General features: G+C 40.5%; 17 protein-coding genes. 11 read left to right on the top strand and 6 right to left on the bottom strand.

Annotated elements, in window-relative coordinates; all coding sequences use genetic code 11:
* Positions 1-34 precede the first annotated feature (34 nt).
* Positions 35-322, bottom strand: coding sequence for a glutaredoxin family protein (locus tag AACX33_RS20170; protein ID WP_193998417.1), 288 nt, complete (start codon positions 320-322; stop codon positions 35-37).
* Positions 323-396: 74 nt separating this feature from the next.
* Here AACX33_RS20170 and AACX33_RS20165 point away from each other — a divergent pair, with 74 nt between their 5' ends.
* From AACX33_RS20165 to sbcD, 4 genes are all read left to right on the top strand, one after another.
* The gene (locus tag AACX33_RS20165; RefSeq protein WP_193998418.1) at positions 397-954 is read left to right on the top strand and encodes a Uma2 family endonuclease; all 558 of its coding nucleotides are present in this window, start codon (positions 397-399) and stop codon (positions 952-954) included.
* A 217-nt stretch (positions 955-1,171) separates the two neighbouring features.
* Complete coding sequence (locus AACX33_RS20160) at positions 1,172-1,381, top strand: hypothetical protein (protein WP_193998419.1); 210 nt, start codon at positions 1,172-1,174, stop codon at positions 1,379-1,381.
* Positions 1,382-1,716: 335 nt separating this feature from the next.
* Positions 1,717-3,168 (top strand): GUN4 domain-containing protein, encoded by a 1,452-nt coding sequence (locus tag AACX33_RS20155; protein WP_193998420.1) that lies wholly within the window; start codon positions 1,717-1,719, stop codon positions 3,166-3,168.
* A gap of 670 nt (positions 3,169-3,838) precedes the next feature.
* A complete protein-coding gene (gene sbcD, locus AACX33_RS20150; RefSeq protein WP_193998421.1) occupies positions 3,839-5,092 on the top strand; it encodes an exonuclease subunit SbcD in 1,254 nt (417 codons plus the stop codon).
* Between the two features lie 24 nt (positions 5,093-5,116).
* Here the strand turns inward: sbcD and AACX33_RS20145 are convergent, their stop codons facing one another.
* Complete coding sequence (locus tag AACX33_RS20145; RefSeq protein WP_193998422.1) at positions 5,117-5,806, bottom strand: PEP-CTERM sorting domain-containing protein; 690 nt, start codon at positions 5,804-5,806, stop codon at positions 5,117-5,119.
* Between the two features lie 227 nt (positions 5,807-6,033).
* Here AACX33_RS20145 and AACX33_RS20140 point away from each other — a divergent pair, with 227 nt between their 5' ends.
* From AACX33_RS20140 to AACX33_RS20130, 3 genes are all read left to right on the top strand, one after another.
* Positions 6,034-7,497, top strand: coding sequence for a PGAP1-like alpha/beta domain-containing protein (locus tag AACX33_RS20140; protein WP_193998423.1), 1,464 nt, complete (start codon positions 6,034-6,036; stop codon positions 7,495-7,497).
* Positions 7,498-7,587: 90 nt separating this feature from the next.
* A complete protein-coding gene (locus tag AACX33_RS20135; protein WP_193998424.1) occupies positions 7,588-8,013 on the top strand; it encodes a hypothetical protein in 426 nt (141 codons plus the stop codon).
* Between the two features lie 73 nt (positions 8,014-8,086).
* Complete coding sequence (locus tag AACX33_RS20130; protein WP_193998425.1) at positions 8,087-10,270, top strand: single-stranded-DNA-specific exonuclease RecJ; 2,184 nt, start codon at positions 8,087-8,089, stop codon at positions 10,268-10,270.
* A gap of 481 nt (positions 10,271-10,751) precedes the next feature.
* Here the strand turns inward: AACX33_RS20130 and psb30 are convergent, their stop codons facing one another.
* Positions 10,752-10,874 carry a photosystem II reaction center protein Ycf12/Psb30 gene (psb30, locus tag AACX33_RS20125; protein ID WP_193998426.1) on the bottom strand — a complete coding sequence of 41 codons (123 nt, stop codon included), beginning with the start codon at positions 10,872-10,874 and terminating at the stop codon, positions 10,752-10,754.
* Positions 10,875-10,998: 124 nt separating this feature from the next.
* On the opposite strand from psb30, the gene AACX33_RS20120 reads away from it, so the two are divergent.
* From AACX33_RS20120 to AACX33_RS20110, 3 genes are all read left to right on the top strand, one after another.
* Positions 10,999-11,349 (top strand): YkgJ family cysteine cluster protein, encoded by a 351-nt coding sequence (locus AACX33_RS20120; RefSeq protein ID WP_193998427.1) that lies wholly within the window; start codon positions 10,999-11,001, stop codon positions 11,347-11,349.
* 91 nt (positions 11,350-11,440) lie between these two features.
* On the top strand, positions 11,441-11,872 hold the full coding sequence (locus tag AACX33_RS20115; RefSeq protein WP_193998428.1) for a TMEM165/GDT1 family protein: 432 nt from the start codon (positions 11,441-11,443) through the stop codon (positions 11,870-11,872).
* Positions 11,873-11,914: 42 nt separating this feature from the next.
* Positions 11,915-12,223 carry a TMEM165/GDT1 family protein gene (locus AACX33_RS20110; RefSeq protein ID WP_193998429.1) on the top strand — a complete coding sequence of 103 codons (309 nt, stop codon included), beginning with the start codon at positions 11,915-11,917 and terminating at the stop codon, positions 12,221-12,223.
* 75 nt (positions 12,224-12,298) lie between these two features.
* Here the strand turns inward: AACX33_RS20110 and AACX33_RS20105 are convergent, their stop codons facing one another.
* Positions 12,299-12,790, bottom strand: a complete 492-nt coding sequence (locus AACX33_RS20105; RefSeq protein WP_193998430.1) for a hypothetical protein — start codon at positions 12,788-12,790, stop codon at positions 12,299-12,301.
* A 438-nt stretch (positions 12,791-13,228) separates the two neighbouring features.
* Here AACX33_RS20105 and AACX33_RS20100 point away from each other — a divergent pair, with 438 nt between their 5' ends.
* The gene (locus AACX33_RS20100; protein WP_193998431.1) at positions 13,229-13,705 is read left to right on the top strand and encodes a hypothetical protein; all 477 of its coding nucleotides are present in this window, start codon (positions 13,229-13,231) and stop codon (positions 13,703-13,705) included.
* Positions 13,706-13,809: 104 nt separating this feature from the next.
* Here AACX33_RS20100 and AACX33_RS20095 read toward each other — a convergent pair whose 3' ends face one another.
* Positions 13,810-16,446 (bottom strand): hypothetical protein, encoded by a 2,637-nt coding sequence (locus AACX33_RS20095; protein WP_193998432.1) that lies wholly within the window; start codon positions 16,444-16,446, stop codon positions 13,810-13,812.
* A 453-nt stretch (positions 16,447-16,899) separates the two neighbouring features.
* Positions 16,900-19,485: a GAF domain-containing protein gene (locus AACX33_RS20090; protein WP_193998433.1), complete on the bottom strand. Its 2,586-nt coding sequence runs from the start codon at positions 19,483-19,485 to the stop codon at positions 16,900-16,902.
* Between the last annotated feature and the right edge of the window lie 557 nt (positions 19,486-20,042).

Raw genomic sequence — 20,042 nt, 5'->3', positions numbered from 1 at the left:
CAATTCTCTTGCGATTATTCTGCATTATTTTTTCCTAATTGGATAAATATTTACCCAACATTTGCGCCAATTGCTGCACACTAGCACGAGGAGAAGGACGTGGCAAACGCTCCTCAATCAACTCTTTCTCCGTGTCCTCTGCGCCTCTGTGGTTCGATAAACAAATTACCGGCACTTCATATTGATAAGCCAAAAACCAATCTTCACGAGTCGTAATATCCCGAACTTCCAACTCAAAACTGAGATTTTGGACTTGTTCCAACTTCTCCTGTAAACCCTCACACAAATGACATCCCGGCTTGCTGTATAAAATTAAGCGCATTTTCTCAACACATTGAAAGCTTAGTTCAACTTTACCAAACTACAATTAAATCAACAGTCAGCCATGCTAATGCTATGACTCAACTTAAACAGCAACTCACCCTCCAAGAGTTCCTCACCTTACCAGAAGGGGATATCACTTATGAATTAATTGATGGCGAAGCAAAACCGAAAATTGCATCAAAAAGATTCCATTCCAGATTAATAGGTGCAATTATCCCATTTCTAACTCAATGGGCGCAAAATCGTGGCGAAGTTGGGATAAATTGGGCAGTTACCTTAAAACGTCAAGGTCGGGATTGGGTTCCTGTGCCAGACTTGCTTTATGTTTCCTACTCTCGCCTTCCAAGTGATGTAATCGAAGATGAAGCTTGTCCCATATCTCCAGACTTAGCCATTGAAATTATTTCACCAGATCAAAGCTTTGGACAAATGAGCGCCAAAGCCACAGATTACCTTGATGCTGGTGTGATGAGAGTTTGGGTTGTGGATGCCAGAGCAAAAACAGTGACAATATTTTATCCTGATACCCGACCGCAAACAAAAACTGGTGAAGATAGTTTAGAAGATTCTCTATTAGAAGGGCTGCAAATTTCACCCCAACAAATTTTTCAACAGGCGGGAATTCCTTAGCGATCGCCTGATTACCATCTAGGCAGTGTTGTAGAATACCTTTGTAAATTTTCTTTGACAATCTGAGCTTTTACCCTAAATCATTATATCCTTAGTTAACTTTATTGCCTCGCCTCAAATTTGAGTCAATGAAGTGTATAATTTATAGTAGAAATTTTAGCGCAGCGAGATTATACATTTCGCCAATTTAACTTTATATCTGAATAGGTGTAAGGCGATGATTTCTCAAGATTACGACTCAATTCATGCTGTAGACGAACTATTAAGAAAAATTAGAATCAAAGAAATTCAATTAAAACTCGCTGAATCATCTAACATGGTTTATACATCTGAAGTATTAAAGAATCAGATATTAGAATTACAGCAGCAATTATCAGAATCACAAGACCCTGAACTTCAGGCATTGATGAGTTTATTAGACGAATAAATCATCATGAACTCAAATAACATCCTAGAACAAAACATTGCCCCGTTGGCATGATATTATCTCCAACCGTCCTCATGACCCTAAAGCTGATGTGCAGAGGGGTCTGTTCATTTTTAGCTAGCCGATATTCATGCTTTATTGGTGATTTTGACCCACATCTTTATATCTCACGCAAAGGCGCAAAAGCGCAAAGGAAGAAAGACAGATATCAGCGCGTGTTCTAAATACCTGAAAACTGCTGTAACACCATATTTGTGGCATAGTGCGATCGCACATCCAGAGAAACCAGGTATAATTTTTACAACCATAAATAACAAACCCTTGGTTTTGAGTCGATGCGTCAATGTCTTAACCCTGAGTGTCTCCACCCCAACCCCGATAATTTCCAATTTTGCCAGAAGTGCGGTAGCAAGTTACTCCTACGCGAAAGGTATGCGCCGCAGTCAATTTTAGGACAAGGGGGTTTTGGTCGGACATTTCTAGCCATTGACGAAGATAAGCCATCAAAACCTTTTTGTGTAATTAAGCAGTTTCTCCCCCAAGCACAAGGGACAGACAGCATTGAAAAGGCTTCCCAGTTGTTTAGCCAAGAAGCAGAACGCTTAGAGGAGTTGGGTAAGCATCCCCAAATTCCAGAGTTAATGGCTTATTTCACCGCAGATAATCGCCAATATTTAGTCCAAGAATTTGTGAAAGGGGAAACCCTACAAGCCGAGTTAGAGCAAAATGGAGTTTTCTCAGAACAGCAGATTCGAGAATTATTAATAGAACTGTTGGATATTTTGCAGTTTGTTCACAGTCAACAAGTAATTCACCGAGATATTAAGCCAGAAAATATCATTCGTCGCAGTGCTGACAATAAATTATTTTTAGTGGATTTTGGCGCAGCTAAGGTAGTAGAGCAAAAACAGCGCACAGCTACAGGAACAATGATCGGCTCGGCGGAATATTGCGCTCCTGAGCAGTTACATGGGAAACCTAAATTTATTAGTGATTTATATAGTTTAGGGGTGACTTGTCTGCATTTATTAACTCAAATCAGTCCCTTTGATTTATATGATGTGATGGAGGGGGAATGGGTATGGCGAGATTACCTAACGGGGAATGTTGTTAGTGATGAATTAGGGAAGATTCTGGAAAAGTTGGCAAATCCCATCCCCAAGCAGCGTTATCAATCTGTTGAAGAAGTTATTCATGCTTTGAATCCTGTTCGTCAATCAGTGACACCATCATCGGCTTCTCAGGTTTCTTCTCAACCATCCTTTCAGCGCTTCCAAGAGAGAGGAACAACACGTTCAATCACACCACAACAAGTGGAACTAAAGTCAGCCGTAGGGATGGACTATAGTCACCTGCGTTACTTACTCGCTGCTGGGAAATGGAAAGAAGCGGATGAGGAAACAAAGCGGGTAATGTTAGCGGTGGCGAAAAGGGAAAAAGAAGGTTGGTTAAATGAAGAAAGTATTGATAATTTTCCCTGTGACGACCTCGGCACTATTGACCAGTTGTGGTTAAAATACAGCAATGGGCGCTTTGGTTTTTCTGTGCAGAAACGCATTTATCAAAGTTTGGGGGGAACGAGGAACTACGACCCGAAAATTTGGGAAGCCTTTGGGGACAAGGTAGGATGGAGAAAAGGCAGAATCTGGTTGGACTACAGTAATATTACTTTTGATATAGCAGCACCAGAAGCCCACCTGCCTTCACCCAGGGGGGTAGATTGGGGTGGGTTGGTTTTGGGTTGGTTTTGTGTTCTCTTCTCTCGCGTCGAGACTTGTGAACTGTAACATCTAAAGGCTTCCGCAGTGAGGATCAGCGGAAGGGTTACAGCAAAATATTAAGTTTTATTAATAGCCTAATTATCAGGAAACCTTGGAGGTTCTGGGTTTTCCGTTGCGAACCCAACTTTAATTAACCCAGTGGGAAAATGAATTAGACAACAATTTTGTTGATTGCGATCGCCTAATTATATTAATTTGTAAAGCATTATGTTAAGAAACTTAAAGACCCCACTCAGTATTGAGCAGGGCTTTATAAATGTTGTTTGCTAAAATTTATAGTTTTTATGCTTAGAACAGATTCATGATCACGATCACGCTAATGCTGGTAAACAGGATTAAAGCACCCATAATCATAGATTGACCCAATTGATTAGGCAGATTGGAATTATTCATTTTTTGTAAAATCCGTAATTTTTTATGATTCCCTTAACTTATCAGTAACCGCATAAATATACATAAAAGCGCTACAAAAATTAAAATATTGTAAAGTTTCTTAGTAAAAATAAGAGTATTTAGGTGAAAATAGCTGAAGAATCTGCCTAAGTTGTCAAAGCCGACTGTAGCCTTGATGCAATTACGGTTGACACGTATGTTAAAGCATTTCGTTTGTGGCTACTGGTGAGGAAAAGGTAGCTAATTAGTATGATCAACAAAAGTCAACTGACATTTGATAAATATGATTAAAATCCTGCATCTCTCCGACATCCACATGGGAAGCGGTTTCTCCCACGGACGCATGAATCCAGCCACAGGACTAAATACACGCTTAGAAGATTTTGTCAAGACCTTATCTCGATGTATTGACCGAGCGCTTGAAGATACTGTAGATTTAGTCATATTTGGCGGTGATGCCTTCCCAGATGCTACCCCAGCGCCATATGTGCAAGAAGCTTTCGCCAGTCAGTTTCGCCGGCTCGTGGATGCAGACATTCCCACAGTGCTATTAGTAGGGAACCACGACCAACATTCTCAAGGAGTAGGAGGAGCGAGTTTAAATATTTACCGCACCTTGGGAGTTCGGGGCTTTGTCGTCGGTGATACTTTAACAACTCACAATATCACTACCCGTAATGGCAAAGTGCAAGTAATTACCCTTCCTTGGCTCACTCGTTCGACTTTGATGACTCGTCAGGAAACCGAAAAGTCGTCTTTGGCTGAAGTCAACGAACTATTAACAGAACGTTTACAAGTGGTTTTAGAAGGCGAAATTCGCCGCCTTGACCCTGATGTCCCCACTGTGCTTTTGGCTCACTTGATGGCTGATAATGCGACTTTAGGAGCCGAGCGTTTTTTAGCCGTGGGTAAGGGTTTTACTTTACCTCTATCTTTGCTGACGCGACCTTGTTTTGATTATGTCGCATTAGGACACGTCCACCGCCACCAAAATTTGAATAAATCTAATAATCCACCGGTGATTTATCCCGGAAGTATTGAGCGGGTAGATTTTAGCGAAGAAAAAGAAGATAAAGGCTATGTGATGATAGAACTGGAGCGAGGAAGCGCTCATTGGGAATTTTGTCCTTTACCGGTGCGGACTTTCCGGACTATAGAGGTGGATATTTCTAAAACTGAAGATCCGCAAGTTGCTTTAATGAAGGCGATCGCTAAATATAATATTGAAGATGCGGTAGTGCGGCTAATTTATCAACTGCGCTCTGAACAAATGGATATAATTGATAGCGCTGCCATCCATACAGCCTTAACTCCAGCCCACAACTACACAATTCAAGCCGAATTAGTCAGCCAGTTAGCTCGCCCCAGAATCCCGGAATTGACCGCCAGTAGCAGTATTGACCCCAGGTCAGCGCTCAAAACTTACTTGAATAATCGTGAAGATTTAAAAGATATCGCCGCATCGATGTTGGAAGCAGCAGAAAAGTTACTTGCAGATGATGCGGAGATTTGGTTGGAAGGCGCAGCAGTTGATTAGTTTTTGCAAATCGCCAAATTTTCCTCAAAGCCGAACTGACCGTTTTCGCATCGCTCCTACAGCTAAAGCACCAAAGGCTAATAAACCTAAACTAGTAGAAGATTCTGGAACGGTTGAGATGATTAGTCTTGGAGTTATCCCAGGGAAATTGGCACCACCTAATGTTAAACCGCCTGGGTCTTGGGCGCGAACTGCTAAACCAACAAATGTATCACCATTGCTAACTAGATTCTGAATATAGGAAGTCACATCAAAAGTCAGAATTTCACCACCAGTCGCGTTTGATGTATCAACTGTAGTTAAAAGTGTACCTGCCTGTAAGTCAGATGCGTTGGGTTCCCCATTACCTACATACCCAAATACTCCCAGATTATTGGGTGGAACACCACCCGGAGAGCCAAGACCAAAGGTTTGTGTGCTAAATATTTGAGCTTGAAAAATAGCATTAGTAATTAATGCTAACGGTGGGATAGAGAATTGAGTCAGATTAAATTCGGCAAATTCTGCCGATTCTCCGTCTAAGCCTAAAACTACAGTATCAAAATTATTAGGAAAAAGCTCATCACCTAATCCATCGAAAGACCCTGAAAAACCACCATCTATGACTTCAAAAGTAACTGTTGGAGTCAAGGTAAAATTGGCAGCTTTTACCTGCTCACTCATCACTAAACCTAATAACAGGCTGATTCCCGCAGTTAGCGCCAGCTTTTGCATATAAATGACTAGCCAAATATTGGATAACGTCCCTAATTATACAAGATTTTCCCAAAAATAGTTAATTCTTTGGTCTGATCAAGTTATGAATGCAAATGCTATATTTACTGGTTTTAAACCAAACAATACAAATCATCACAAAAATATGGCAAAAAATACATATTCTGCTAGTTTTTAATTGCTACTGCGACTGAAAGCTAAGTTTAACTCTAAAACAGCAACTAATAATGAAATATTTACCAATTATCTATGTGCGTGGATATGCTGGCTCAGATAAAGACGTTGAGCAAGCGGTTGAAGATCCATTTTATGGATTTAATCATGGCTCTGCACATATTCGGGTGGGTGCGGAAGGAAACCCGGAACAGTTTTTTTTCGAGAGTCCACTATTGCGGCTAATCACTGATCACGGTTATCGACCTGTTTTTGACCATCATCAAAATCAGCAGTTGAGCAAAAACCCGAAATCTATTTCGATTTACCGATTTTATGATGAAACTACCGAAAGCTGGGGTTCTCAGAGAGCTATCAGACTGTCAATGGAGCAAATAGCTGAGGGTTTAAGAGAACTGATTAATGCTGTTAAATTTCAGACAGGCGCACCCAAAGTTTACTTAATTGCCCACTCGATGGGGGGTCTGGTTTGTCGCAGCCTGATCCAGAAGATTTATCCAGAGAGGAAGGAGAAGGCTATTGATCACATTGATAAGTTGATCACCTATGGTACACCTCATGGTGGCATTCATTTTGATGTGGGGGGTGGGGTAATCGAAAAAATTATCGACACACTCAAATTAAATAATATGGATGACTTTGGCCCCCGGCGGATGTATGAATATTTGACACCTAAAACACAGCAAAAACTGTTGTTACCTGATGATTTTGATGCCCAAAGCCTGAATAATGCTTTTCCAGCAGACCGGGTTTTTTCGATTATTGGGACAAATGCCCGTGATTACGAAGTAGGTGGTGGTTTGGCACAGAAGACTGTGGGCGCTCAAAGTGATGGTCTAGTTCAAATTGAGAAAGCCTATGTCAAAGAATCACATCGCGCCTATATTCATCGGACTCATAGTGGCCGTTATGGAATGGTTAACTCGGAAGAAGCTTATCAGAATCTGCAACGCTTTTTATTTGGTGATATCAAGGTTAAATTATCCCTTTGTAATGTGGCGTTAAGCGATCGCAACAATACTTTTTATCAGATGGAAGTCCGATCTGCCCTGCGTGGTCTTCCTGTTGCTATCCATGAACAAAGTATTGCTCATTATTGTCCCATTACACTAGAGTTAGCTAGGGAAAAACCCATCCCCATTTTTACAGCTTTCATGGTTCCCAGCTACTCAGCTACTGCTGATTCTACTTGCAGATATGCCATTAGATTAGCGTTGCATTCCTTTGAGAAAAAAGCGCGCAACTGGTTGTTTGGTAGCAATATCGACCAACTACCCTTGTGGTCTGACTATCTGATCGTGGATGTTACACCCATAAATGGTGTATACACGGCTAAGTATACTTGGAATTATGACAGCGAAGAACCACACATTCCCATCATCCCCAATCCCAAGGAAGATGTTTTCATCGCTGATATTCTCTTACCTGAACGAGGGAAAAAAGTTTTGGGGAATCAAGCAAGAGTTCATTTGGAAATTTCTCCTTGGAATAAGGGAAATGGGGATGGTAGTGATTAAATTGACTTTAATACTACACAAAACTCTCAGTGTGATGTTAGGCTGGGGTATTCAAATCAACATGAATTCTCTTGTGCAAATCCTCACAATATGAATAAGTTAATACCAGCAACTTTAATCGCTACAACTTTGCTATTGACATCAACTCATGCTTCCCAAGTTACACTAGCTGGAACTTGTGCTTCTAACTGTGGTCCGCGTCCCATGCAATTTACCCCTGGGAAACGCATCCGAGTTGAAATAGTCAATCGCACTCCCCGCTTAATTAAATTACAAAAACCTGCTGTCACTCATCCCATTTCTCTGGAACCGGGAGAGGAATTAATATTGGAGCATGGATACGGCGTAATACCAAATCTTTCTCTGGTTTTCTGGGATGATACGGGTTTATCGTTACAAGCTAATGTCTCCCAACCTAACTTTGAGATATTGCAGGTGGAATTACGTCCGACTGAGAGTTATCCAGGCGATCGCTCTGTGTATATCCTGAATGATGGTCGGGTAGATATATTTTAACTGGTAGCAAAAAATGTTATGAGTTATGAGTTAAGTGATAATTTTTTGGAGCAACACTCACAACTCATAATTGATGCTCAATCAAGCTTTCCCACAACCGACAACTCCTCAGAGGCGTTTACCGAATCAGCGCTGGGAATTTTATCCGCAGCAACCAGAATTTGCCCAAAATCTGGCAATGGTGACCAATGTTTCCCCGATTATTAGCCAGTTATTGCTGAATCGTGGGATCACTACACCAGAAGCCGCAGAAGCTTTTTTAAATCCAGAGTCTGTAGTCTTACCTTCACCTTTAGAAGAATTTCCCGATTTGGCTCTGAGTGTGGAGTTATTGCAAGAGGCGATCGCATCTCAAGCTAAAATTGCCATCTGTGGAGATTATGATGCCGATGGTATGACTAGCACGGCTTTGCTGTTGCGTAGTCTCCGCAGTTTAGGCGCGCAAGTCGATTACGCTATCCCTAGCCGAATGCACGATGGTTATGGGATTAATCAGCGCATTGTCGAAGAATTTCATAGTGAAGGTGTAGAACTGATTCTGACTGTAGATAATGGGATTTCGGCTTATGAACCCATCGCTAGAGCCAGAGAACTCGGTCTGAATGTCATTGTCACAGATCACCACGACATCCCCCCCAAATTACCCCCAGCTAACGCCATCCTCAATCCTAAACTGATCGCGGCATCTTCACCTTATCGGAGTGTTGCGGGTGTGGGTGTCGCCTACATTTTAGCGGTATCTCTAGCGCAACAGTTAGGAGAAATTAAAGGCTTAGTTCAGCCGATGTTAGCTTTATTTACACTGGGAACAATTGCAGACTTAGCTCCCTTAACCGGGGTAAACCGTCGCTGGGTAAAACGTGGTTTAAAGCATTTACCCAAGTCTAATCTACCAGGCATCAAGGCGTTAATTCAAGTGGCTGGCTTGCAGGCGAGGGAAGAAGGACAAGGAGAAATTACCATTTCCCCGCCATCTCCTTCTCTGGGACAGACGCAATTGATCGCCTCTCCCTCATCTCCTAAAACCTTAAAGCCTGAAGATATTGGCTTTCGCTTGGGGCCACGAATTAATGCTATCGGTCGCATTGGTGATCCTCAGACGGTGATTGAATTATTAACTACTGATGATATGGCGATCGCACTAGAACGGGCGACACAGTGTGAGTTAACAAACATTAGCCGTCAGCAAATGTGCGAGGAAATTGAACAAGAAGCGATCGCCTATGTCGAAACAGAATTTGTGTCATCTCTCCCACAAGACCGAGTATTGGTGGTTATCCAACCGAATTGGCATCACGGTGTAATTGGGATTGTCGCCTCTCGCTTGGTGGAACGCTACGGTGTGCCTGTGTTTATTGGCACTTATGAAGATGAAGGACACATTCGCGGTTCGGCTCGTGGAATACCTGAGTTTAATGTGTTTGAAGCCTTACAATATTGTCACGATTTATTAGGTAAATTTGGCGGACACAAAGCCGCAGGGGGTTTTTCTTTCCCAGCCGAGAATTTGCAGATATTGCGATCGCGTTTATCTGAATTTGCTAATCAGTGTCTAGAACTACAGCACCTGAAACCACTACTCAAAATTGATGCTGAAGCTGATCTCAATCAACTCAATCAGCCGCTTTACCAACAAATTAATGCTCTTCACCCCTGTGGTATGGAGAACCCCGATCCCTTATTCTGGACATCTCAGGTTCAAGTCATTGAGCAAAAAATTGTCGGTAAAGGTCACATTAAATTGACACTCAGCCAAACTATTAATGATCAGCAGTATAAAATTAAAGCGATCGCCTGGCGTTGGGAAGATTATTTTCCCCTACCGCCGCAAATCGATATCGCTTACAAGCTGCGAGAGAATCACTTTAATGGCAATACTACCATTGAGTTAGAATTACTCGGTGCCAGACTTCCCAATGCTCAGTTGAGTCATCAAGCCATCAATTCCCAACAGCTACCGAAATCTCATCTATTTAAACAGTCGCCAGCCAGTCCATTAAAAACGCACTTTCAGTACAAGCAGCGAAATTATACTTGTGGTATCTATCAAAACGACGTTTTAGCAGAATTAAGAATTAAAAATCCTGAAGGCAAAGTTTTAGTCATGCAACCAGGACATACAATTGGTCTACTAGGCGAAAATCGTCAAGACTCCAAAGAGATTGATATATCTCAACCACAGTATGACCACATTATCCAAGCTGCCCTTCAGGCATTATCAGCGCTAAGTCCTGAGTTGTCAGTAACCCAGCCCTAAAGGGACTGGGCTTGTAAGAGTAATCAAGCAAGCCGTACTGACCAGACCACTCGGTAAAACGAGTAGCCGTTATCGGAGTCACGACACCCTCGAATGCGAAGCTAGTTCGCTGCTCTGTCGCTTGTGATTAAACAGTTCTAAGGTCACTGGAACAGTGTTGCAAGCCTAACAAGCTCTGATAACAGGTCGAAGCTAACATTACCCCGTAAGGGAGGCTCTATTGAGCAAAACATTATGCGTACAGGGCGAAAAATTTGAAACGGTAATTGTCCCGTCGAAAGTGCAGTACAAAAGCACACCAAACAGAGTAACCCCAAGGCGATAATGATTTCAAAATACCTACGGCGATTAAAATCGTTTCTCCTTCGGAGACGCTACGCGAACGTGCCGCTTTCCTCTCAGCCATAAAGGGACTGAGTTTCCCACATCCCGTGTACTTCTATGAGTTTTTCATGTCCTCAGCACTCAGGATGTGGCGCTCCTACATATTGCCGTTGCGAAATGCCAGTACAAATATTACTACCGGGCCAGAAATGAGGATTAGTCCAACGGAAACTAGCTGGAAGATTACTTCCCAATTGAGATTGGTTAAAGCGTCAAACATTTTTCCCTTGTCCTTTTATTTTTAGAAAATACAGTAACTCAGTTGCAAAACTCGCCATCAATCATATCCGGCCGTGGGCTGTTACATTTAATTTACTTAACAAAATTATAGGAAAATCAATAAAATGGCAAATTGGCAATGTGTTAAACAATGTGGGGCTTGTTGTAATCTTGACCCCTCAGAACGTCCAGATTTAGAAGAGTATCTCTCACCCGCAGAATTGGAACAATACTTGAGTATGGTTGGCGAAGGCGGGTGGTGCATTAATTTCGACCATACCAACAGAGAATGCAGTATCTATGCAAATCGCCCCCGTTTCTGCCGTGTAGAACCAGAGACATTTCAGGATATGTATGGAATTGAGCCAGAAGAACTCGACGATTTTGCTATTGACTGCTGTCTTGAACACATAGAGGGAATTTATGGCGATCGCAGTCTGGAAATACTCCGCTTTCACAAAGCCATTGGTTTTTAAGGCATTTTCTGCAATGGGGTTGCAATTTATGACAATAATCTGAGAAAATGAGAAGAATATGAAAGCAACCTAGCAACTAGAACTACTGCCTGTGAATCTTGACTCTGTACCTGTAACTTTTTCTGTCACATCGGAGACTGAAAACCAACCAGAAATAAAAGACTGTAACGAATCTAATTTAACTGCTGCCATCATTGAGCCACTTCAGCCTGTAGTTACCGATAGTCAAAAAAAGCAGGAATCAGTAGCGGCAATTTTTGGTACTACTTTCATTACGATATTTCTGGCAGAAATTGGCGATAAGACTCAGCTATCCACCTTATTAATGAGTGCAGAATCTCATGCACCGTGGGTAGTGTTTATCGGATCTGGGGCGGCGCTGATTACCACCAGCTTGTTAGGTGTGCTTTTAGGTGGTTGGATGGCTAATCGCCTCAGTCCCAAAACCGTAGAAAAATCAGCGGGGATGATGTTATTGCTCATTTCCCTGATGTTGTTTTGGGATGTAATTCGTAATTCGTAATTCGTAATTCGTAGTTCAGAAACTCCCCACTTCCCCAAAAATATGGACTGGCATCTTTTAGGACTCAGCTTTCTCACAGTTTTTCTCTCAGAATTAGGCGACAAAAGCCAATTAGCAGCGATCGCACTTTCTGGACGTTCTCAATCTCGGAAAGCAGTATTTTTCGGTACGGCTGGGGCATTATTGCTCACCAGCCTTTTAGGAGCATTAGCCGGGGGTGCTGTGGCTGAATTATTACCTACACGCATATTAAAGGCGATCGCGGCTATCGGTTTTGCTATCCTGGCTGCACGTTTGCTGTTGTTTAACAATGAAGCCTCAGCCGATTCTGAATCATCTGACCTGACGTGAAAAAACACAAAAAAGCTCAAACATACTTAGCCTCTTTGTGTTTTTGGATGCAATTGAAGATTAGGCATATTCTAGCTAAACTTGTTCTCGCCAGCACCAGTTTAAAAGTGTTCCACCTGCCAATAGTTTGACTGCTTCTAGTACAAAATAACCACTGTGTAATAAATTCATCTGTGTTGGAATTGCAGATGCTGTGGTAAATAAGTTGAGATGAGTTCCTACAGCGCACATTTGCGGAGTCAGAAAATAGGTATCCAACAGTGTAATAGCAAGCAGCATGACCGCAAACAGGATCACCCTAAGATTCCAGCGAGATTTGGTTTGGCTCACAGCCATTACACCAGTCAATACTACAGCCGCAGACAATAATTCCATGCGATTAAAATTCCAAAAAATCACATAGCCTGCCGTAGTAAAGCTGGTTTGACTCATCATGCCAGAAAGGTAAAGGCTAGGCATAATTACCCAATCTAAAACTAGGCTAGCACTTAACCAAAAGCCCAAGGCGAAAACGATCGCTGTTTGCCAAGTTGGCCGCTTGAATTCAACTGTCGAAATAGCATTCATAAGAAAGAATAATTGCTTGCGTTCTATTTTTAGAGTCTAACTGAAAGAGTAGTTTTCACAACAGATATAAATGATCTTTTACAAATAGATTTATAACTTCAAAAAGTAATAATTGTAACTTTTTTGATGTTTTTATAAGTAATATTAAGTTTTTTTGAGAATATTTAATCCCACATTCCGCACCTATGTCAAAATCGGTAATTAATCAACCGGGATGAGTTTTTTGGAAAAGTAAACCATTTTTGGATATTGCCACCAATACTGACAATTATTGATACTACTTCCTATTGCCTCAGAAATGTTGCAATCTATTCACCGATATCTGTTATGGATTCAGAGCTATCATTTGAGTAAATTACCAAGCAGACGCTTTCCAGTTGCACTAGACAACTCCCTAACTAACAAAGCTCAAGTTCTTATCACAAAGGATTTCCTAGTATGAACTTACGTTCCAGTTGTGTTTCAGTTGTGTGGAAAGCTAGTCTATCCTTGGCAGGGTTTATTGGTTGTATCACATTTGCATCTACCCCAGCATCAGCACAAATAGTTGACACCCTAACTACCCTAGAAGCAGAACAAGGCGGTTTAACAGGTGCAATCACATTTATTACTCCTAGTGGTTATATCACCACGATTGCTGCTGAGAAAGTTTCTCCTGAGGGAACATATTTGGCAGGTATTGGTGGTGGTGGTGTGTATACAGTTACAGGCACTATACTTCATGATCCGATTACGAGAACCACTATCCCAACCATAACGCTCATTGGTGGACCAACAGTACCACTAGCAGTATTACTCCCTGGAGAAGATACTCTTGCACGTAATATTGTTAATTTACTCAGATCCGGTACACTCACACTAGACGAATACACGGCAATTATCAGGGCTTCTGTTGGTGCAGATGGTTTAGATTAGTTCTACTAATCTAGATGAAATTATTTAATTGGGACACTAATTATTGTGTCTTTTTTAATTTCTAATTAAAAATTGCAGCATTTTTCCTGGGGAACTGCTAGATTTTAAAATCGCCAACCTCCTTCCCAACTAACTTCCAAGCCATTACCACTAATCCCCAAACGGGATTCCCAAGAAATACCATTATCGGTCAGATTATGTTTAACAATTAACCCGTAAAATAAATCAGATACTCGATTTCTGATTCCTTGGTCAGTAGTTCTAAAATTTTGGAGATAAGCCCCAACAGACCAATGAGACTTAAGCTGTTGAATGCTTTCCAATGAGTAAAAAAAATTATCACTTATTTCTACAGAAGTGCTGAACTCTAAGCCTGTTTTCAGTGCCAATTTACCCTGAAAAAATCCTGATTCTTGCCAACTACGTTGATTATCAATAAATAAAATTCCGGAATTGAGCGAATAATTTAAATTCCTATCTTGACGAGAAAAATAATAGCTCAAATTCAAATAAGCAGGATTGGGAGAATTAGTTGCACTATTCCAAGAAAAACGTAAAGCTGGAATATGGTTAGTAATTGCCAAAGTTTGCCCCTCTGCATTAACTTCCAGATGGGTATTGATATAATTTAACAAACCATTAGCATAAACACCCATATTTGGCTCTGGTACACCTAAATTATTGTTGGCAATATGAAATGCCGAATCTGAATTTAAGTTAAACCAAATGCCGGAATTAATACTGTAATTCCACTTACCAAAAGAACCTGCCCATAATGCTTCTACAGTAGGTAAATATAAATAGCCAATAAAAGTTTGCAGTTGAGTATTAATTTGACCCATTTGAGACAGTTCAAGACGGTCAAAGGCAATATCAACCGAACGCACATTCATGGGTACGGCAATCATATCTACTGAATTAAAGTTTTGGACAAATTGTGGGCCATCAGGACTAATCAAATTTACCTGTACAGCCAATGAGCGATTACTAGGAATAACAGATGTTTTGTCTACAGGAATAGGTACACCCGTAAATGATAAAGGGCCAAAACGATTATCAGACAGTTGGACTTTAGAAATGTATGTATTACCTGCATTCCAAATACTATTTCCGTTAATAAACTGAATTCCCCGTTTGTGATTACCAGTACGAATTTGGAAGAGATTAGAACTTTTAGGTGTAATCAAACTCGGAAAAGTAAATGTTCCAGAAATTTGCTCTAAAGCACTGCTACGATTCCCCAACAAAAGTGTTCTGTTAAGTCGTTCGTTAATCTGTCTTCTCTCTTCTGGCGTTGCTTTCGAGTTGAGTGGTGCAAAATTCTCTTGTCGCTCTAATCGGGCTTTTGCTTCCGTTAAACTTTGTGATAACGGCTGAGGATTAATTAATTTAAAAAATCCTCCCATTAACATTCCTATAGTAGAATTAGCAGTTTGTAATTTATCTACTCTTGTTTGATTGCTGGATAAAGATAAGGAAATACCAGGATTGCTAAAAATATTAGTATAAGTTACCTTGCTTTCTGCGGCATCGTATTGTAATAAAGTCTGATTATGAGGACGGCTAAAGTCAAATTTATGCCAGTTATAACTTTCTGTTTGCTCTGAGCTACGAATAACTTGAGGTTCTCTTTGACCCAAAGAAACCCAATATAAGGAATTGAGGTAATATAACTTGCGTTCCTTTTCACTAATAAAGGGATTTACCAATATATTCAACAAATCCCAATTATCAAATTTGCCTAACTGACCAATTTTAATTCCTGGTAAAGATGTAATTTCCGGTTGAAAATCCGAATTTTCCCCATTTAAAGGATTACCCCAAGAAATACCTAATTTTTCTAAAGTTTCTTGAGAAAGTTTCGCCCCTACAAACAGACCATCTTCTAATAATGGTTGTAAATTATTAGTGGGGAATGCTTGTAAAATTAAGGGAGAATTTTCTATATCTAAATATTCAAATAAAGCTCCTCCACCCCTGGAACTGTAAGTCGAAGCATTAGATAAGTTTAGAATATTATTAATAGGTAGAGTCAGCGAATTCTCATTTGAATTATCCTGAGAAAATTTACTATTGATAATAATTGGAGATACAGCATTTCCTTCAGGATTAATAGCCTCTGCGGCAATCGATTGAATATAGAATTTTTTGAAATCAATTTCTCCTGTGAGTTCCTGAAAAATTTGAGGAATCGCCCAAACTGCTTGCTGTCCCCAGAGTCTTTGAGTTAATTGGACTGTTTGTTGTCTTTCAATTTCTGTTGATTGACCCTGGTAAGATATTCTACTCTGCCATCCCTGAGTTTCAATGACAACGCGATTATCAGGTAATATCCAGTAGAATTGTTCTTGCTCAGGAAAATGAGCAAAGTTAAATCTATTAATTATCGGTTCTTCAGCCGCAAATTTGATCGAGAAATCAGTATAGTTCTGATGAATATTGGGATTAAATGAAGATGAGAATTTTATATTGTCTGTGGGATGAACAATCCAAGGGTATCTATTAGCACTATTAGTAATGGCATTTAAAATAATTGCTTCTTGAGTTTGTCTTGGTAATAGTTGGTCGGTAGTTTCTTCGTTGGTGTCTCTAGGCTCAGATTCTAGAATTTCTGGAGAATTGAGTATTCCTGGAATTTCTATTTCGTTAAAATTAGGAAAAATCAGAATTGGATCTGGAGTTGGTGTTTGTGTAATAAATATATTTTCTGATATTTTTGGGACTAATTTTTTACTGGTCATATCTTGAGAAGATATGGAAAATTCTTGGAAATCGGCATTTTGTGGGATTTTTTCCGCAGATTTTACTGGAAATACAATAGTAAATGAAAAAAATAGAGTTAATGTAAAATTGATATAATGCTGACTAATAATGGATAGGTTCAATGTCAATATTCACCCTTATTTTTCAATTAGAAAAGATAAGCATTCACCTTTTGCTCCATATCGTAAACTAGTACGTGAAATTTACTATTCAACTAAAGATGGAATCAATTAAAGAGTGGAGAAGTTATAGTGAATATTTATAGAAATTTGAAAATAAAAGTTCGCATAGCGCACACCGCCAAAACGAGCCAGTGAGCTGCGCTGGTTACCTGACTTGTAAGAACTGGCTTGCTAAGTACACCAAGAAAAGAACGTAAAAATTTCAGGTTTGTTTAGGTGTGACCGCAGGAGTGATAAATTCTGTGAGGGCTATTTCTCTTGAAAAGTCCAAACGCCCTGATCCCATTCAAAATCTGTGGGCGGTGATTGCAACCAGTGCTGACAACGCAGGAGATGCAACATAGCAGCTTTATCTTGGTTGTCAACTCCCAAAACCTTGGCAAACTCAGCTCTAGCATAGCTAAACTGGCGATTGAGGTAATACTCGCGTCCTTTGTGATAATACTCAATTACTTGTAATTTTTCGCTATTAACAGTATCAGTACGCAAACCCACCAATTCGTAAATAGCTACTGGCTCATTTCTACCTTTGACGCGAATGTAGTCTAATTCTCTAGCCCAAATTTGGTCTTGGCAAGGTTTAAAAGTATTATCGCTGAGAATAATGTCACAACCGTATTGTTTACTAATGCTTTCTAATCGGGAACCCAGATTAACGCCATCACCAATTGCTGTAAATTCCATCCGCTTACTAGAGCCGATATTGCCACTGATCACAGTATCAGAATTGATGCCAATGCCAATTTTAATTCTGGGCTGACCAGCAACGTGGCGACGTTGATTAAATTCAATCAAGCGATGGCGCATTTCTACTGATGTTTGCACCGCCATCCAGGCGTGGTTTTCCAAAGGTAGAGGGGAACCAAATACAGCCATAATTGCATCCCCGATATATTTATCCAGAGTGCCTTTATGTTTAAATACTGCTTCTACCATTGACTCAAAATAGTCGTTGAGCATACTCACCACTTCTTCAGCTTCCAAATTTTCTGTTAAAGTGGTGTAACCGCGAATATCGGAAAATAGAATTGAAACTTCTTTGCGATCGCCACCTAATTTAGCATCATCCAATTTCAGCAATTCTTCGGCTAATTCCTGAGTCATGTAGCGGTACATCGTACTCTTGAGGCGCTTTTCATCGCTGATATCTTCCATCACCACTAGCGCCCCCCGGACTTGCTGTAAATCGCTAGCATCAGCAATTGTGTTGATCGACAAATTAATACTGTGCAGTTCTACTCCATCACTCACCAGTGTCCGATCAGGGTAATATTGCTGAGTAATCTTGATATCATTGCCTTGTAAAGCATCTTGATACCATTTACTAAAGTCACCTTCTTTAATTGCGATCGCCTCAGTAATTAATTTACCTTCTAAACGGTATTCGGGTTCTAATCCTAATAAGTATTTAGCACTTTCGTTGGCAGTAATAATTAACCCGGCTTTATCTGTAGAAATCACGCCATTAGAAAGACTACGCAAAATATCCTGTTGCATTTGTTCTTGTTGCTTGACTGTGGCAAACAACTGAGCATTTTGCAGCGCCACACCGGCTTGAATATTAAAAGCTTCCATAAACTCTTCATCGTTGCTGTCAAAACTAGCTTGGAAGCATTCAGGCGCTTTCGGCCAAATAGCCGGATTATATGCCGGAAAATCACCTGATTTCTTTTTATTGACTAATTGACTTACTCCAATCAATTGCTGATCAGCATTGAATACTGGCATACACAGTAAACTACAGGTACGATAGCCATTTTGCTGATCCATTTGTTTAGCAGTATCTGCTTCCGGATGGTCGTACAAATCAAAAGGAATATTCAGCTTTTCTCCAGATGCTGCTACCATGCCCGCAAAGCCTTTACCTATTGGGACTCTCAACTCCTTAGTAGCACCATTATCGTGAGTAATGTTAGTCCATAATTCATGGCGATCGCGATCTATGAGCCAGAGAGTACTGCGATCAGCATTCATCAGTTCCTTAGCCTCTGCCATCACCCGATTCAGGGTATCTTCTAAATCGAGGCTACTTTGACTCAGAGACTTAATCGCCTTCATTAACCCCGCTAAGGCTCTTTGTTTTTGAGTCGCTACATAAAACGAGCGTGACGACTCTAAAATCAGTCGAATTGAAGGAGCAAATTCTTGAAATAATTGTTCGTCCGCCTTGCTAAAGCCTTCAGTATCAATCCGCTCTGATATCGGATCATCAGCATGATTTGACGATTTTAATTTATTCAGTAATTGCACCACAGCCACTAATTTTCCTTGCTCATTCAATAGTGGCAAGGCTAGCATGGTGTAAGTCCGATAGCCGGTTCTTTTGTCTTGTTGTTGAGCAAATACCGAACGCGGATCTTGATAAAAATCAAAAGGAATATTGATGACTTTCTTGAAAGTGGCGACTTCGCCTGCTATACCTTTATCGGCTGGAATCCGAATTTCTAGAGAAGCTTCTCCTTCCCCCTCAGCTAAAGTTGACCAAAGTTCTTGTTTCTCTTCATCTAACAAGAATATCGTTGTTCTGTCTGCCCCTAATAATTCTCCAGTTTTAAAGGTAATCGAATGCAACATTTCTTGGAGAATTTTTTCAAACCCTTGAGAATCTAACATTGATAGGGTTTGATGAACAATCTGTAATTTTTGCTCGACTTCTGCAACAACTTGTTTAAATGTATCCTGAGTCAAGGGAGCAAGAAAGCTGGAAAAAGTTTCGTTCTTTCTAGCCAACTTACCTACACCAGTAGAATTTGGTTGCAAGTAGTAATCTTCTTGGTTACTAATACCAATAATTAAATCTGCGCTCTCCCCAAAACTACTTTCATGGACTGACATAAATAATTTTTGATATAGAATAAAATTTAGATTTTAGGAATAATCAACATCACCGATAGTGCCTAACTGTTCAGGCCTGACTCAAATCTGGCACCAACCTGGCTCACCGCACTGCCTTGGTTAAACAAACAAAATCCGCAGGTACGGACGATGGAAGCCAAGTCAAGGGTTTTGTCGCCTGAGTTGACAGGCTTTGTTCGGGTAGCCGCAATTCTCATCATTAGGTGCAAGATATAAGATTGCTTACTTGTCATGACGATACTCTTAGATATAGAGTTCCCCAAACTCCGGTTAAGTTAACACTTCTACATAACCCTACCCTTAATCCCTCCTCTCTGGCAACTATTGATGATTTACTTCATAAACTGTGGCTGGAAAAAACTCAGAGATTCACCCTACAAACCGCAGAAATGGATTTTCGACTTCAATTAAGTAAATTTACTACTATTGAAGGATGGCGGGTATGATATGGCAATCGCGAAGGAGGTTAAGACATAAACGGATAATCAAACTTAGACACCAAAAGGGTTTTTACCCACTCCCCACTCCCTACTCCC

This window comes from Nodularia sp. LEGE 04288 (genome assembly GCF_963896525.1).
Classification (GTDB): domain Bacteria; phylum Cyanobacteriota; class Cyanobacteriia; order Cyanobacteriales; family Nostocaceae; genus Nodularia.
The sequence above is the reverse complement of the archived record's forward strand: the minus strand, read 5'-3'. Positions and strand labels throughout refer to the sequence as shown.